The organism is Endozoicomonas sp., assembly GCF_031844845.1.
In the GTDB taxonomy this organism is placed as follows: domain Bacteria; phylum Pseudomonadota; class Gammaproteobacteria; order Pseudomonadales; family Endozoicomonadaceae; genus Endozoicomonas.
In genome coordinates this window covers 1-14,428 of the sequence record NZ_JAVRMB020000110.1, presented here as the reverse complement: position 1 = coordinate 14,428, position 14,428 = coordinate 1, and the positions used below count along the sequence as shown (strand labels likewise).

At 47.7% G+C, this 14,428-nt stretch carries 13 protein-coding genes and 1 pseudogene; 2 read left to right on the top strand and 12 right to left on the bottom strand.

Annotated features, from left to right (window positions below):
- Window positions 1–701, bottom strand: a pseudogene (locus RM811_RS05225) (glucose-6-phosphate isomerase); the annotation flags it as partial.
- A 301-nt stretch (window positions 702–1,002) separates the two neighbouring features.
- Here RM811_RS05225 and RM811_RS05220 point away from each other — a divergent pair.
- A complete protein-coding gene (locus RM811_RS05220; protein WP_402521488.1) occupies window positions 1,003–1,398 on the top strand; it encodes a hypothetical protein in 396 nt (131 codons plus the stop codon).
- Between the two features lie 125 nt (window positions 1,399–1,523).
- Here the strand turns inward: RM811_RS05220 and panC are convergent, their stop codons facing one another.
- From panC to RM811_RS05170, 10 genes are all read right to left on the bottom strand, one after another.
- Entirely contained in the window at window positions 1,524–2,375 is an 852-nt protein-coding gene (gene panC / locus RM811_RS05215; protein WP_402521486.1) for a pantoate--beta-alanine ligase, read from the bottom strand.
- Between the two features lie 13 nt (window positions 2,376–2,388).
- Window positions 2,389–3,183, bottom strand: a complete 795-nt coding sequence (gene panB, locus RM811_RS05210) for a 3-methyl-2-oxobutanoate hydroxymethyltransferase (RefSeq protein WP_402521484.1) — start codon at window positions 3,181–3,183, stop codon at window positions 2,389–2,391.
- A 112-nt stretch (window positions 3,184–3,295) separates the two neighbouring features.
- The gene (gene folK, locus RM811_RS05205) at window positions 3,296–3,796 is read right to left on the bottom strand and encodes a 2-amino-4-hydroxy-6-hydroxymethyldihydropteridine diphosphokinase (RefSeq protein WP_402521482.1); all 501 of its coding nucleotides are present in this window, start codon (window positions 3,794–3,796) and stop codon (window positions 3,296–3,298) included.
- 247 nt (window positions 3,797–4,043) lie between these two features.
- On the bottom strand, window positions 4,044–5,504 hold the full coding sequence (pcnB, locus tag RM811_RS05200; protein ID WP_402521479.1) for a polynucleotide adenylyltransferase PcnB: 1,461 nt from the start codon (window positions 5,502–5,504) through the stop codon (window positions 4,044–4,046).
- 153 nt (window positions 5,505–5,657) lie between these two features.
- Window positions 5,658–6,866 carry a retroviral-like aspartic protease family protein gene (locus tag RM811_RS05195; protein WP_402521476.1) on the bottom strand — a complete coding sequence of 403 codons (1,209 nt, stop codon included), beginning with the start codon at window positions 6,864–6,866 and terminating at the stop codon, window positions 5,658–5,660.
- Between the two features lie 59 nt (window positions 6,867–6,925).
- Window positions 6,926–8,026 (bottom strand): hypothetical protein, encoded by a 1,101-nt coding sequence (locus RM811_RS05190; RefSeq protein WP_402521473.1) that lies wholly within the window; start codon window positions 8,024–8,026, stop codon window positions 6,926–6,928.
- 513 nt (window positions 8,027–8,539) lie between these two features.
- Window positions 8,540–9,697, bottom strand: coding sequence for a murein transglycosylase A (locus RM811_RS05185; protein WP_402521471.1), 1,158 nt, complete (start codon window positions 9,695–9,697; stop codon window positions 8,540–8,542).
- Between the two features lie 200 nt (window positions 9,698–9,897).
- Complete coding sequence (gene ftnA / locus RM811_RS05180; RefSeq protein WP_402521468.1) at window positions 9,898–10,413, bottom strand: non-heme ferritin; 516 nt, start codon at window positions 10,411–10,413, stop codon at window positions 9,898–9,900.
- Window positions 10,414–10,555: 142 nt separating this feature from the next.
- The gene (locus tag RM811_RS05175; RefSeq protein WP_402521465.1) at window positions 10,556–10,876 is read right to left on the bottom strand and encodes a 2Fe-2S iron-sulfur cluster-binding protein; all 321 of its coding nucleotides are present in this window, start codon (window positions 10,874–10,876) and stop codon (window positions 10,556–10,558) included.
- Window positions 10,877–11,160: 284 nt separating this feature from the next.
- Complete coding sequence (locus tag RM811_RS05170) at window positions 11,161–11,784, bottom strand: 1-acyl-sn-glycerol-3-phosphate acyltransferase (RefSeq protein ID WP_402521463.1); 624 nt, start codon at window positions 11,782–11,784, stop codon at window positions 11,161–11,163.
- 346 nt (window positions 11,785–12,130) lie between these two features.
- On the opposite strand from RM811_RS05170, the gene RM811_RS05165 reads away from it, so the two are divergent.
- Window positions 12,131–12,856: a hypothetical protein gene (locus tag RM811_RS05165; RefSeq protein ID WP_402521461.1), complete on the top strand. Its 726-nt coding sequence runs from the start codon at window positions 12,131–12,133 to the stop codon at window positions 12,854–12,856.
- A 196-nt stretch (window positions 12,857–13,052) separates the two neighbouring features.
- Here the strand turns inward: RM811_RS05165 and mutM are convergent, their stop codons facing one another.
- Window positions 13,053–13,868: a bifunctional DNA-formamidopyrimidine glycosylase/DNA-(apurinic or apyrimidinic site) lyase gene (gene mutM, locus RM811_RS05160; RefSeq protein ID WP_402521459.1), complete on the bottom strand. Its 816-nt coding sequence runs from the start codon at window positions 13,866–13,868 to the stop codon at window positions 13,053–13,055.
- Between the last annotated feature and the right edge of the window lie 560 nt (window positions 13,869–14,428).

Genomic DNA, 14,428 nt, shown 5'->3' with positions numbered 1-14,428 from the left:
TCGGCACAGCCCTTTTCAATCATCCAGGCTCTGGCGGCCTGCGCATTCTGCAGGGTTTCCAGGGTACTGAAAGACTTGGAGGCCACGATAAACAGCGTGGTTTCCGGATCAATGCGGCGCAGCACTTCAGACAGCTCATTGGGGTCAATATTGGCGACAAAGTGATGCTCAAATCCTTTGACGTGGTAAGGCGTCATGGCGTTGATTGCTGTTTTCAATCCCAGGTAGGAACCACCAATACCAATATTGACGATAGTATTGACGGGCTTGCCGGTATGACCCAGCCACTGGCCAGAATGAACCTGCTCGGTCATGGCCTTCATACGGGCACGGGTTTCCCGGATCAGGGGCATGATGTCTTCGCCATCGACCATGACCGGGGCATCACTGAAGCTTCTCAGTGCCGTATGAAGAACCGCACGTTTTTCGGTGTAGTTGATCTTTTCACCGCTGAACATGGCGTCGCGGGCGTGCTTCAGATTGGCCTGTTCTGCCAGATTAACCAGTGATGTCATTACCTCATCGTTAATCAGGTGTTTTGAGTAATCAAGAAACAGGCCTGCGGCTTCAAGGCTGTAGCGTTCAAATCGGTTTGGGTCTTCAGCAAACAGCTTCCGAAGGTGGGTGTTTGCCAGTTGTTGCTGCAGTTTAGTCAGGTCTTTGGATGCAGGCAGGTGATCCAGAACAGTAGAGTTACTCACTGTCTTTCCTCTAGATAAAGGCGGGATAGTAGTGTGGGGCAGGGAAATATACCGCAATTGAACTTAGAGTGAAAATAATAATCTGATGGGTATTAGAGTTTAAAATAATTGAGTTTTAGTGGTCAGGTGTGTTTGTTATTCAATAGTGTTGTTCATAATTGATAGTGCTTGGTTGTTGGGTTCAGTTGAAAATAATTATTAAACAATGAGCGAGAGAGAGTGGGTTATGCCTTTAAATTGTCAAAATAGAATGACTTCCCCGTTACTGTTTCGAACTGATCAAATATCAGAATCTGAAAAAATGGCAGAGCAGGGAAATCGTCGTGAAGAAAATAAAAATAGATGCTTTAAAAGAAAAATATCTTCGGGAATAGAAAATAATGTATCAAGAATAAAGAATAAATATGCCAGGGCAACATATCGATCTAATGAAAGTAAAGCTGATAATGTTGATTTGGAGTGGCGTAATGCATGGAGATTATTGGAAAATAAATCTATTAATCTTGAGAAGCTTAACTCTCCTCAGAAACATACGAATAACAATATTCCAATGATATGGGCAGCAGAAAAAGGTGATCTACATATTTTGCAGGCGCTGATTACGGTCGGGGGCAATATCTATATTCAGGATGATCTGGGTAATACTCCATTTAGTTATGCGAACTTTGGAAAGCACATAACAGTGGTTGAGTTGTAAAAAACATCTCCATTTCTATGAATATTGAAAGTTTGACTAACTTCAATTGGTGTATTTAAGATACTGAATGTAAACCGGAGCCGAGTCAGGAAGGAACCTGAAGTCGGCATCCGCTTATTTGAGAATTACCGGTTAAAATAAAGATTATCAATCAACCGGGCTTTGCCAAGATAGCCTGCTGCAAGAATTACCAGCATTTTTTCATCATGGGTTGCGGGCAGTAAGGTTTCCGGGTTACAGATATTAAAGTAATCCGGTTTGAAACCAGCCTGTGCCATTTTGGCAAAGGCATTTCTGCGCAGCAGGTCAAAGTCCGTTTCATCGCCCAGGATGGCTTCCCGTGCTTCTCTCAAACACCGGTGAAGTGTTGGGGCAATGTCTTCCCGTTCCTCGCGGGTCAGATAACCATTGCGTGAACTCATGGCCAGTCCTGTTGGCTCACGGGCAATAGCAGCACCGAGAATATCAACAGGCATGCACATGTCTTTCACCATTTTGCGAATAATGGTCAGCTGCTGGAAATCTTTCTCACCAAACACGGCGCTATCAGGGCGAACAATGTTAAACAGTTTGGTGACTACCGTGGCTATTCCCCTGAAGAAACCGGGCCGGGTGTTCCCGCAGTGCATACCATCCAGAATATCGACACTGACGTGGGTGTGGTTTTCACTGCCTTCCGGGTAAATTTCATGGGTGCTGGCTGTGTAGAGCAGGTCAACCCCATGGTCCATCAGCAGTTGCTGGTCCTGCTCCATGGTCCGTGGATAGGAGTCATAGTCTTCGTTAGGACCAAACTGCAAGGGGTTCACATAAATACTCACCACCACAAAGTCGCAGCTTTCTTTTGCTTTTTCTACCAGCGTTAAGTGTCCGCCATGAAGGTTGCCCATGGTGGGGACAAAGCCAATGCGCAAACCTTCAGATTTACGGGCGCCAACGATATCCTGAACTTCGGCAATAGAGTGTACAGTTTGCATGGGTGCTATCCGTTTATTCGAATCCGTGTTCCGGGCCAGGGAATGTACCGTTCTTTACTTCTTTAACGTAGGCAGCTACGGCATCCTGTGCAGAACCACCTTCAGCCATGAAGTTTTTTACAAACTTTGGTTTGCGCCCGGCGGTCATATCAAGCATGTCGTAGATCACCAGTACCTGGCCGTCAGTGTCGGCACCCGCACCAATGCCAATGACCGGGACTTGTACAGCGCGGGTAATTTCTCTGGCGAGGGATGAAGGCACACATTCCAGAAGCAGGATTGCTACACCGGCCTTTTCCAATTGGATAGAGGCCTCAATCATCGCATTGGCCCGGGCCTGATCCCGTCCCTGAACTTTATACCCGCCCAACACATGAACAGACTGCGGTGTCAGTCCGAGGTGGACACAGGAGGGAATTCCCTGCTCACGAAGGCGACTGACAATAGGAACCAGCCAGCTTTCTCCTTCCATCTTGACCATTTCGGCACCCGCCTGCATCAGCCGGGTAGCGTTGGTTAAAGCCTGCTGTTCGTTGGTGTAAGAGGCAAAAGGAAGGTCTGCTATTAATAGAGAGTCGCCGGTTTGCCAGCTGACACAGCGGGTGTGGTAACACATGTCGTCTACTGTGACGGGAACCGTACTGGTTTGTCCCTGACAAACGTTGCCAAGGGAGTCACCGACCAGTATCACCTCAACGCCCTGACTGCTGGCAAGATGGGCATGAGTGGAGTCGTAGGCCGTCAGGCAGGTGAACTTTTCACCTGTTTTTTTCATCTCGGACAGGGTGCTGAGGGTGACTTTCGCCATGGATAAAGACCTTGATTAATTGCTGCCGCAGATTATACGAGAAGTGTCAATGATTGTCAGTTAAGGGCTTGGCGCAACGCTGATGCCATGGTGATTTTTCTGACGGTGATCATTAAATCCACGGATAGCTTTCTGCTATAACATTGAGTCCCTGATAACTCAACTCATCAACCATGGCTTTCAGCTTCTTGCCATTTGGCAACTCAAGCCCTGGTGCAATGTCCAGTAATGGATACAGCACAAAGTTACGAACATGCATCTGATAGTGAGGGACAGTGAGCCTCTCAGACTCAATGATCTGGTTGTCATAGAGGAGAATATCCAGATCAAGGGTTCTGGGTCCCCAGCGTACCGATCGAATACGACCATGGGCGTTTTCTATGGACTGCAGGGAGTCCAGTAATTGAAGAGGTTTCAGGGTGGTCTTCACGGCAACAACGGCGTTGCAATAGTCTGGTTGACCGGGAGGGCCAACCGGATCACTTCGATAAAGTCTTGAGCAGGCGGAAACCGTCATACCGGAAACAGTGTCGATGTCATCCACGGCTCTTTGCAGCTGAAGCTCTGGCTTCTCGAGGTTACTTCCCAGGGCAATATAGGCAGTTTCTGCCATCGGCGGACTCCAGGGTTTATATCACTACCGTCTTTCCCGCGAAGGAGGCTGTCGCAAAACCCACCAGGAACCTCGTTCCCATGCTCTGCGTGGGAATGCATAGCCAACCACAGGAATCGTGTCTGTGGTTGGATCCTGGCGCTACCACGCAGGACCCACAGGGCCTAAAAGCGTAGGAGCGAGGAGGGTTTTGCGACAACCGCCTTCGCGAGGATGACGGTAGGGTGTCGGAGATGACGATTCAGCATTAATCGTTACCGGAATCAGGGGAGTGAGGTTTACGCCTGCGCCGACGACGTTTAATGCCCGGCTTTTTCTGAGCGCCCTGACTGGCTATCTGACTGGAAAGTTCCCTGACCATGGAAAAACGACCATGATCATCTACTTCCTGAATGTCTGTCCACCACTGCCCGGCACCTGACAGATTCTCACCGGATTGCTCCCTGAGTACCAGGAAGTCATAGGCCGCACGGAACTTCGGATGTTCCATTAAGGATTCAATCAGTTTGGGCTGTCGGCGTTCAAGGCGAGCCTGCAGATCCCAGATGTCACGAACCATCATGGAAAACCGCCGGGGAATCGAGGTGTGATGACACTGGTTGGTGATGACCGTCATGGCCGCCTGCTGGAAAGCGGGGATGGGGGGGATACCCTGATCCATAAGCTCTTGTGCAAGGCGTTTCATGGGTGACCAGAGCAGGGCCGCAAAGAGAAATGCGGGTGTTACCGGTCGATGCTGTTTGACGCGTCTGTCAGTGCTTTTCAACGATTCAATGATCAGGGCGGGAGTCTGTTGGTCCTGCTGAGCTAACGCTTCATTGAGCGAGTGATCCGTTGCTGGAAACAGGGGAGCAAACAGTTGATATTCCCGCAGCAGTTCAAAGGTTCTTACGCCATGACCTGATTGCAGCAACTTCAGAATTTCATCGAATAAGCGGGCGGATGGAATGTCCCGTAACAGGTGACCCAGCTCGCGCACCGGTTGCTCAGTTTCCGGGGCCATGGTGAAGTTGAGTTTGGCCGCAAACCGAATCGCGCGCAGCATGCGCACCGGGTCTTCATGGTAGCGGGTAACCGGATCTCCGATCAGCCGGAGTGTGCCGGTACGGATGTCGTCAACACCGTTGCAGAAATCAACCACGCTGAAGTCACGGCCATCATAATAGAGCGCATTGACGGTAAAATCCCGGCGCATGGCATCATCTTCCATGGTGCCATAGACATTATCCCTGAGGATTCTACCGGACTCAGAGTGATGGGATTTGTCTTGACCATGATGCTGTTCATGCTGTGCCCGGAAGGTGGCGACCTCGATCATCTCACGACCAAAGAGAACATGGACCAGTTTAAAGCGTCGGCCAATCAGCCTGGAGTTACGAAACAGTTTACGAACTTCTTCAGGGCTGGCATTGGTGGCGACATCGAAATCTTTGGGATGAAGATCAAGATACAGATCTCGAACACAGCCTCCCACCAGGTAGGCTTCATAGCCCTGACTGTTCAGTCGGTTAATAACCTTCAGCGCATTATCGCTGATGTTACGACGGGAAACCGGATGCTTATCCCTGGGGATAACGGTTTTCTGAGGGTCATTCCTGGCATCGACAGTGGGCTGTGGACGTTTTGCCTTATTTCTGTTGCGCATGAGCCAGAAAATGAGTATGCCTCCAAGCACAATGACAACAATGGCTGTTGTATAACTGAACATTCCGGTGCCTGGCATCATAAGTTTTGCAGAGGTCGCATAAAAAGTTGCATAGGGAAGTGGGTTACCGTGATTGTTTGTGACTCTTGACCTAAAGGGTAGGTGCGTGAGGATCAGGGCTTATGATAGCACCAGTCTAATGTTTCACTCCATCTTCTATCTTGGCGTTAATGACAATTGACGCAGATTTTGATCAATAAAAAAACTGAAATGACTCAGGAAGTTCATACCCAGTAAACCGTCAACATCCTGGTCAATCGGTCCTAATTCTGCGGCTTTAAGGTTGTTCACAAGAAAGTCTCCGATCCTGAGCTGGTCTAACCGGTAGAGTGGTGCGCGGTGGCTACCGCCGGCGGTTTTCAGGTCAATATAGCCAATCTGGCTGGCCTGCTTTTTCTGCTGTAATGTTTTCAGAATGCGATGAGAGAGGGTTGTCAGGCTGGCGCCTGTATCAATCAACAGGCGGACATTCAGTGTGTTACCGGCCAGTGTATCGACGACAAAATGCCCACCGGCTTCAGTGAGTGGAACTGTGTTTTTTTCAATGGCTGGCTTTTCGTCGGCAGGCTCTTCCTCCGTGGGCTCTGGTAACAAACGGGCTAAAAGCTGGCTGGCGTGTTCATTGAGTCCTTCATCCATTTGCACTATTTGTAATTCTCTAAGGGCACTCTCAGGCTCATTGAGCATAAGATAGCCTTCTGCCAGAACCAAACGGTAAAAACTGTAATCTGGTTCCAGGTAGCTCAATTTCAAAAACACAGGGATAAGGCTCTCAAGGTCGGGCAACCCCCTGTTCTTTTCGAATACAGCATGGGCTATTTGATGAATCTGGTCATCAAGTCCTCGAATGGCTTCTCTTGTATAACTGTAGGATCGGGCACTGGCAAAGACTTCAAGTGCTTTGGCTAATTGATGGGTGGAAATATAGTGGGTAGCCAGTTCATTCAGCAACTCAACATCCTGGTAAAAATACTGGGTAAACAGTTCAAGAATTGAGATGGGCAGGTTTTTATCATGATATTGGCGAACCTGGCGGATTAACTCATCGTGAAGCTCTGAAATGAACTCTGAATGAAATTGCTCATGATGCTGATAGATGATTAAAGCATCCTCGAATTGCTTTGACTCAAGAGCCTGAATAAATGTTGACTGTATTTTTTGATGATTGATTGTTTTTTCGTCAATCAATGGTTGATCCGTTTCCAGTACTATCGCATGGTCGTGTGATTGCTCCGTACTTTTATTCAGAACCACTGAGTACTCAGGCGTACCCTGAGAGTCTCTTAGCCACCAGCCAATGGACAGGCCAACCAATATTGACAGTATGCAAAGAATCGGGGATTGAAAACGATCGGCTAACTTCAAAACAGACTCCATTAACAATGACAATATTCCGCCAGAGTTTGGCAGTGGTTACCGCTGTTTTAGCGGGTCTTCAGTGAAAGTAGCCATACTGAGCTACTGTTGTCATCGTTTGGCGAAACGGGAGAGGCGGTTTGAATTCCATGCTGTTTATTGAAACATTCCTTATGTGTCTGACCCGAGTAACTTCGGTAAACAGAATCATAGTTGAGTGTATGAGCTGCGTAGGCCAGTACTTGCTCCTCACTGGTATGCAGTCCTTGTTCATATTGGTTAAGGCAGTTGACGGCCTCTGTTTTTTCTCTTTTATTACAGTGACAAACGATAACCAGTCCTTCAGGGTTGGAGCCTTTACATTGCTTCAGCCAGTGAATAAGTTTCTGGCGCTGTGGTTTTACTTTCATAGGCGTTGAGCTTTCTGTGGTGCTGATTGAACAGGTCAGGCAAAGGAAGTAATTTATACATTGCTTCAGCCCGTGAATAAGCTCCTGGTACTGTGATTTTACTTCTATAGGCGTTGAGCTTTCTGTGGTGCTGTCTGGACAGGCCGGGAAAAGGAAGCGATCCATTGTTGTTATGGGATTTTTGAGATGGACGGAATCTGGATTCAGCTTATCAAAAGGGAGGGTCAGCATATCCCCCCATAATGGGTAGAAATCAATGCTGCTGGTCGGATTTGTACTGGTAGTTCTCTGATATGTGAAGGCAAAATCCAATGCCTCAAATACTGACCTGAGGTGGATATCATTGATGAAAAACAGAATATGCTTGCCTGTTTTTCTGGTGGCAATATCGTCGATGGTTCTTTTCAGAAGTTCAAACCTTAATGCAGTATTGTTTTTGCGATTGAAACCCTGACAAGATTTACAGGTACATGAAAGTGCATGCTTATCAAATTTCTTGAAATCAGGAATATCATTTTCACCATGAAACTCAGAAACGTTACCAGCACACAGTTCGATATGAACAAAATGGTTGCCGGCTTCTGCCCTTATTCTCGATACTTCCGTTAATATTGCTGCTGTGCAGTTTAATTCTGTTGGTGGTGATACCCCGGAATCATTGAGGGGGGAAGTTATGCTCCGCATCAGCGTTACCGGGTGTTTTATGCCGTTGACCCGGGTGACATTCCAGAACCGTAATAAACGATAGGTCTCATGCATGGGTAGATCACGGGGCCGTGTATGCGAATAAATCTTGTTTGGTGTCTCCGTTGGAGTGATTTGAGGACAGGTATTTTGTTTTTTCTGAACGTCTGGGTGGCCGGGTTCCGTCCTACTTATATGGTGCTGGCTGCAGGTCAGTGTTGAATTCGATAGCATTACAAAACCTCCCTGTTATTTTGAGATTATTTATGGAGTTATAGAAACCGATCAGGTCGTCCAGCCATGTACTGGCGGAATACCGTATTTCTAATGTGAAAAGATATTACTTAATATCTATGTAAGTAAGATCATCTGGCGAATCAGAAGTTCCTGATAAGTCGATTTTTATACAGAGAAAATACGTCAGGGAGAGTCTGGAGAATAAAAAGAAAAGTCAGGCTGACAGTAGGTGAAATCAACGTGTTTTATTAAAAATCGTTTAGATGGCCTGAGGGGTAATCCGAAAGCAGGTGATTCAGAGCCTCTATTCAAAAGGCGCTGAATCCAGAGAAAATACAGCCGGCGTTTCTATTAACGGGGCACCAGAACATAAAGCTTTCCAGACTCTTGCTGTGGTCCAGCCAAAAGCGCAGCCGTCTTGCCAAAACCCATATAGATATCCCCACGGGCCGGGCCTTTGATGGCGCTGCCAGTATCCTGGGCAACCATCATCTGCCGGAATCGCTCGCCGGTAGCAGTGAGGCGGGTATCCAGCCATACCGGCATGCCGAGCGGGATATAGGCTGGGTCTACCGCCAGTGTTCTTTGGGTGCTGGCGGGCACGCCCTGGGCTGTTATAGCACCTTCATCAGAAAAGCTGAAAAAGATGTAGCGCGGATTCTGGTTAAGCAGCCACGCCCTTTTGTCTGGGTTTCTTGCCAGCCATGCCTGAATGGTTTGCATGGAAACGTCTTCAAGCTCTCCCTGCTGTTTCAGGACTTTGCCAATGGCTACGTAATGATGGCCGTTATTGCCGGCATAACCGACGTGGATGATTGTCCCATCTGACAGCTCCACATTGCCTGAGCCCTGAACCTGCAGAAAGAACTTATCGACGGGGCTTTTCAGCCATAATAGTACGTCACTTGCTTTTGTTGTCTGCTGGTCAATCTCTGCCCGGCTGCCATAGGGCTTGAGGAATCCTTTTTCGACCCGGCCAACCAGGCCCTGGCCGCTAAGTCCAAAGTCAGCAAGGCGAACTTTGACCAAATCACGGGGGAGTTTTAACAGAGGAATTGAATATTCTTCGGTCGGCGTCAGGCTACCGGGGATTACCGGGGAGTAATAGGCGGTAAACAGGCCTTTCTCCTGAGGACCTATTTGCAGCGGCGTAAAATTCTGTTCAAAAAAGGCTTTTAGCTGCCGGTCTGGTGTTTGGGCAAGCTCTTTGCATAGCGACTGCCATTGCTGGTAATCCCCCCAGGGGCTTTTCTCAGTCAGTACTGAGCGATTCAGGTGCTGGCAGCTGTTCACCAGGGCGGGTCTGACAGCAATGGCCTGTTCCTGACTCCAGCCTTTAAGCTCATTGAATTTCACAGGCTGTTGTTCTGGTGCTGTTTTTAATAACCCACAACCACTGATCAAAAGGAAAGAGACAAAGAATGCAGGCTTTAGCAGGTTTCTCCAGAGAGAAAGGCCCGGATGATTAAGCCTATGGTGTTGGTGTTGGTGTTGGTGTTTTGAGGTCACGGCTGTGCTTTCTGGAATATGAGATTCTGTTAAATTGAAGAGCCCGCTCAAAAAACAGCGGGCAGGCTCTTTGTTGCTACAGGAGATATTAGCTTTAAAGCCAGGCGCTTTTATACGACTGAAGGCTCTTATCCCGCTGAAGGCCCTTATCCCGCTGAAGGCTCTTATCCCGCTGAAGGCTCTTATCCCGCTGAAGGCTCTTATCCCGCTGAAGGCTCTGACATTACACTCATCAGCTTGGCAACTTCCTGATCAATGTAATATAGCCCTTTGTTATCTATACCGATCATATCAATTTTATCGAGGATGGATTTGAACAGCTTCTCTTCTTCATGCTGTTCAGCAACATACCACTGCAGGAAGTTAAATGTGGAGTAGTCCTGCCCGGTAAATGCGGTATGGGCCAGTGCATTGATCTTTTGGGTTACTGTGCATTCATGTTCGTAGGTCATCAGGAAAATATCACGAACAGAAGAGTACTCGTGAGGAGGGGCATCAATACCGCCAAGAATCGCCATGGCACCCGTCTCATTCACGTAGTCAAAGAGCTTCTGCATGTGTTCAATTTCTTCGCGGGCATGGCGGCGAAGAAATTGGTTGCAGCCGTCAAGTCCATGGCTTTCACACCAGGACGCCATTTGCAGGTACAGATTGGAAGAGTAGAACTCCAGGTTAATCTGTTCATTCAGTTTGTCGATCATGGTCTGACTAAGCATGGTGGGCTCCTGACGGTTTTAATACTTCAGGCACTGTCCTTAAATAACTTCTCCATGTCAACGAACGTTGGCCGTTGCCCGAAAAAAACGGGTTTGCTTGCGCTTTTGCGGACAACGGGCGGCGGGTAGCGGACAACGGCCTTTAATATTGAGACTCAGGCAGGTGAACAACGAGACCTTCCATCTCATCAGTCACGACAATCTGGCAGCTTAGCCGGCTGGATTCCTTAGGCTTACGGACAACATCCAGCATTTCATGTTCCACGCCTTTTGCCGGACCAATAACATCTATCCATGCATCATCAATATAGCAGTGACAGGTTGCGCAGGAGAGGGCACCACCGCATTCGGCCAGGATACCATCAATCATGTTATCCACAGCGCCCTGCATCAGGGTGCTGCCGGCTTCGATGTCTGCTTCGTATTGATTGCCATCATGAGTGATGAATTGAATCAGAGGCATGGGTGTCCTTTACTGTCTTTTTTTATGATTGTTTCACTCTATCGGAGCCACCCTGGAATGAAAAGCAGGAAAGAAAAAGGGCGTAAAATTTCACATGTTCTGTGGCTTCAAACTCCGCTGGACTGGACCATAAGCGTTGAACCACAAAGACACAAAGGCACAAAGAAATGAAGGGGATTGGTTTGTTCCACGGGCAGCGTGAGAACAACCAAAAAAACTTTGTGTCTTTGTGCCTTTGTGGTTCCCCTTCTTTTAAACCGGGACAGTTATTCAGGGGTAAACCCTTATTGGCGGTAGATGTCCGGGCTGTCAAATGGCCCATTACATCCCCGTTCAGGATGTTTCCCGGGATGAGAAAGAAAGAACTCATGCATTTTATGGAAATCAGCGGGGATATCACCAGCCATGGTCATGGGCTCACCGATAATGACTTTTTTATCCCGAAAATCGAAGGCAATGGGCACCACAGGAACATTGGCTCCCCTGGCAATATGATAAAAGCCGGTTTTCCAGCGTTGAACTTTTGAACGGGTTCCTTCAGGGGCAATGACCAGAACAAAATGATTGCTCTTTTTCATCTCATCTATGGCCTGATCAACCCGGTTGATCGATTTATCCCGCTCGATTGGCATACCGCCGAGTCTGCGCATTAGCACTCCCAGAGGCCAGGAAAACAGAGAGTGTTTGGCAAAAAAACGGACCCGTATTCTGGTGATCAGCTTGATCGCAACGCCAACCACGAAGTCCCAGTTGGACGTATGATGTGCAACGATAATGACATATTTGTTGATGCGCTCTGGCAGGTTTCCTTCAATCTTCCACCCCCCAAGTAACCAGAGAATAAACCGCCCAAGGATAATCTTGAATGGGTTTTGGGGATGATAGTTGCTGTGAATTGATGATTGCATAGGGATAGAAATAAAGACGTCGGGGCACTTCTATTGAAGTGCGGCATTGGCTAATGATTACTGAAGCGATAGTGCTGTCGAGTATGTCACTTTTGTTTTACTGAGTCAGCTTGTAAAAAAACGTAGATCAACAGAACCAGATTATGGTGGATTTTTCATGGGAATAAAGTTTCATGTACTAAAATATCTTGAATTAAATCATATCTCCTTGAATGTCATCGACTGGCATAACTTTAGCGCAGACTATTACGGTAGACATTAAGCAGCTAACGATTAATTTCAGGGGCTACCGTTCAGTTTGAACCACTAAGAGCACGAAGAATATCTTCTCATCTGGAGGTGTAAATTGAAAAACATGATTGCCATGCTGATCATCAGTACAGTGTCATACGCAAGCCTTGACAGTGATTATAACGAGACATGTATATCGCATCCTGCAACAGTGGTTAAAAGCTACGATTTCTCTGAATCAGGATGGCGTAGCGGGTTTGCCGATTTCCCGTCAGGTCAGGAAGCTTTCTTCGAGCTCCAGAGCAGGGCGGGGACCACATATCAGGATAAAGATGGTAACCAGCATACGGGTTTCATGTTGTCAGGAATTAACCACAGTGATGACTTGTTTATGTTTGTTAAATTACCGGTCAGTTCCGATGGTTTGACTGAATATACGACGTACTACGCTCAATTTTCTGTTGAATTCGCAAGCAATGTTGCCAGTGAGGGTTGTGCAGGTATTGGGGGGGCACCAAATGGCGTAACGGTTAAGACAGGCCTGACGGTAGAAGAGCCGGTGGCATCCGGGAGTTATATGCGCCTGAATATCGATAAGGGTAATCAGATTCAGGGAGGCAAAGATGTGCTGGTTTTAGGGGATATTGGTTCAGACAGTATTGATACCTGTGGTTGCAGCCCCTACGCTATCGTTACCAGAAACAGTAAAGAGCAGCTGTTCTCCGTCACTACCGATGAAAATAAAAGACTCTGGCTGATGCTGGGGTTTGACTCCGGCTTTGAAGGCAAAACCACGCTGTATCTGAACAAAATAAAAGTGGTACTAACGGCGGTTGAGTAGTACGTGATTTCATTGAAATTGACAGGTGACGCAGGTTGGGACGAGCGAATTCGAGCCTCAACAAACTATCTGTAATCATCGGTAAATTGTTGGGGCTCACTCCGTTCGACCCAACCTGCATGTCAAACACATTGAAACCATGTACCGGTTTTCATGACGTTCCTTCTTTGAACCTGTCCTTATTGCAGGCAGTGTCTTAACGCTGGCAGTGACTGCAATAGCAGCTACTCCGGTTTCCCAGTTTTATTTCCTGAATGGTTTTTCCACAGGTAAGGCATGGCTGGCCTGCACGTCCGTAGACGGTAAGCTCCTGCTTGAAGTAGCCGGGTTTGCCATCGCCACCCACGAAGTCCCGCAGTGTGGTGCCTCCCTGCTCAATCGCCTTTGTCAGCGTTACCTTTATAGATTGAACCAGTCGTTCATAACGGTTTCGGGAGATTTTTCCACAGGCCCGGTCGGGACGAATACCGGCTTTAAAAAGCGCTTCGCTGGCGTAAATATTACCAACGCCCACCACCACTTTGTTATCCATGATGAAGGTCTTTACCGGCTGGCTTTTTCCCCGTGACATTTGATAAAGGCGCTCGGTAGTGAACTCACTGTCAAGGGGTTCTGGTCCAAGGTTTTTCAGGAGCTTATGTTCATTGAGAGGGCTTTCAGACCAGAGAACGGCACCAAAGCGGCGGGGGTCTGTATATCTGAGTCGCTGACCATCGGTGAAAATTATATCGATGTGGTCGTGTTTTCCCACAGGGGTATCGGTTTTCAATACTCTCAGGCTACCCGACATACCGAGATGCACAATAAGATGACCAGAGCCTGTATCCAGTAGCAGGTATTTTGCCCTTCTTTTCACCTGACGGATGGTTTTACCGCTCAGAATTTTATTAATGTTATCAGGCACGGGCCAGCGAAGTCTGGATTCGCGAACAATAACCTCTTGAATCGTATGTCCTTCAATATGAGGCTCTATACCCCGCCGGGTCGTTTCAACTTCTGGTAATTCAGGCATATTCATTTGCCCCGATTGTACTTAGGAATTGTCTGGAAATAACTTCCCCATATTCTGTAACTCCAAACTCCGTTCGGGCCGGGCCATAAGCGTTGAACCACAAAGACACAAAGGCACAAAGAAAAGAAGGGGGGTTGGTTTGTTCCACGCGCAGCGTGAGAACAACCAAAAAAACTTTGTGCCTTTGTGGTTCCCCTTCTTTTAAAATGGGACAGTTGTTTTGAAAAAATACTTATGACGGTTATTCGTGATTGAGGGAGAGTATCCCAGCTTTCCGGAAATGAGTCATGATTAAACGGCTGAGTAGGGATAAACACCGCGTAATATTTCGAAATTATCCATCCAGCTATTTATTAATTCGCTGATAGAATATAAGGCCCTGTTGCCCCGGGTCTGTATGGTGATGGGGCTTGAACCTATGAGCGAAAATGAGAACAAACCAATCCGCCTTTGCCCGCTATCGAGCGGAGCTTCGTGAACTGCTTTATCTGGCCGGGCCAATTATGGGCGCCCAGTTGGCCACCACAGGGATGACCTTTGTGGATACCAGTATGGCGGGA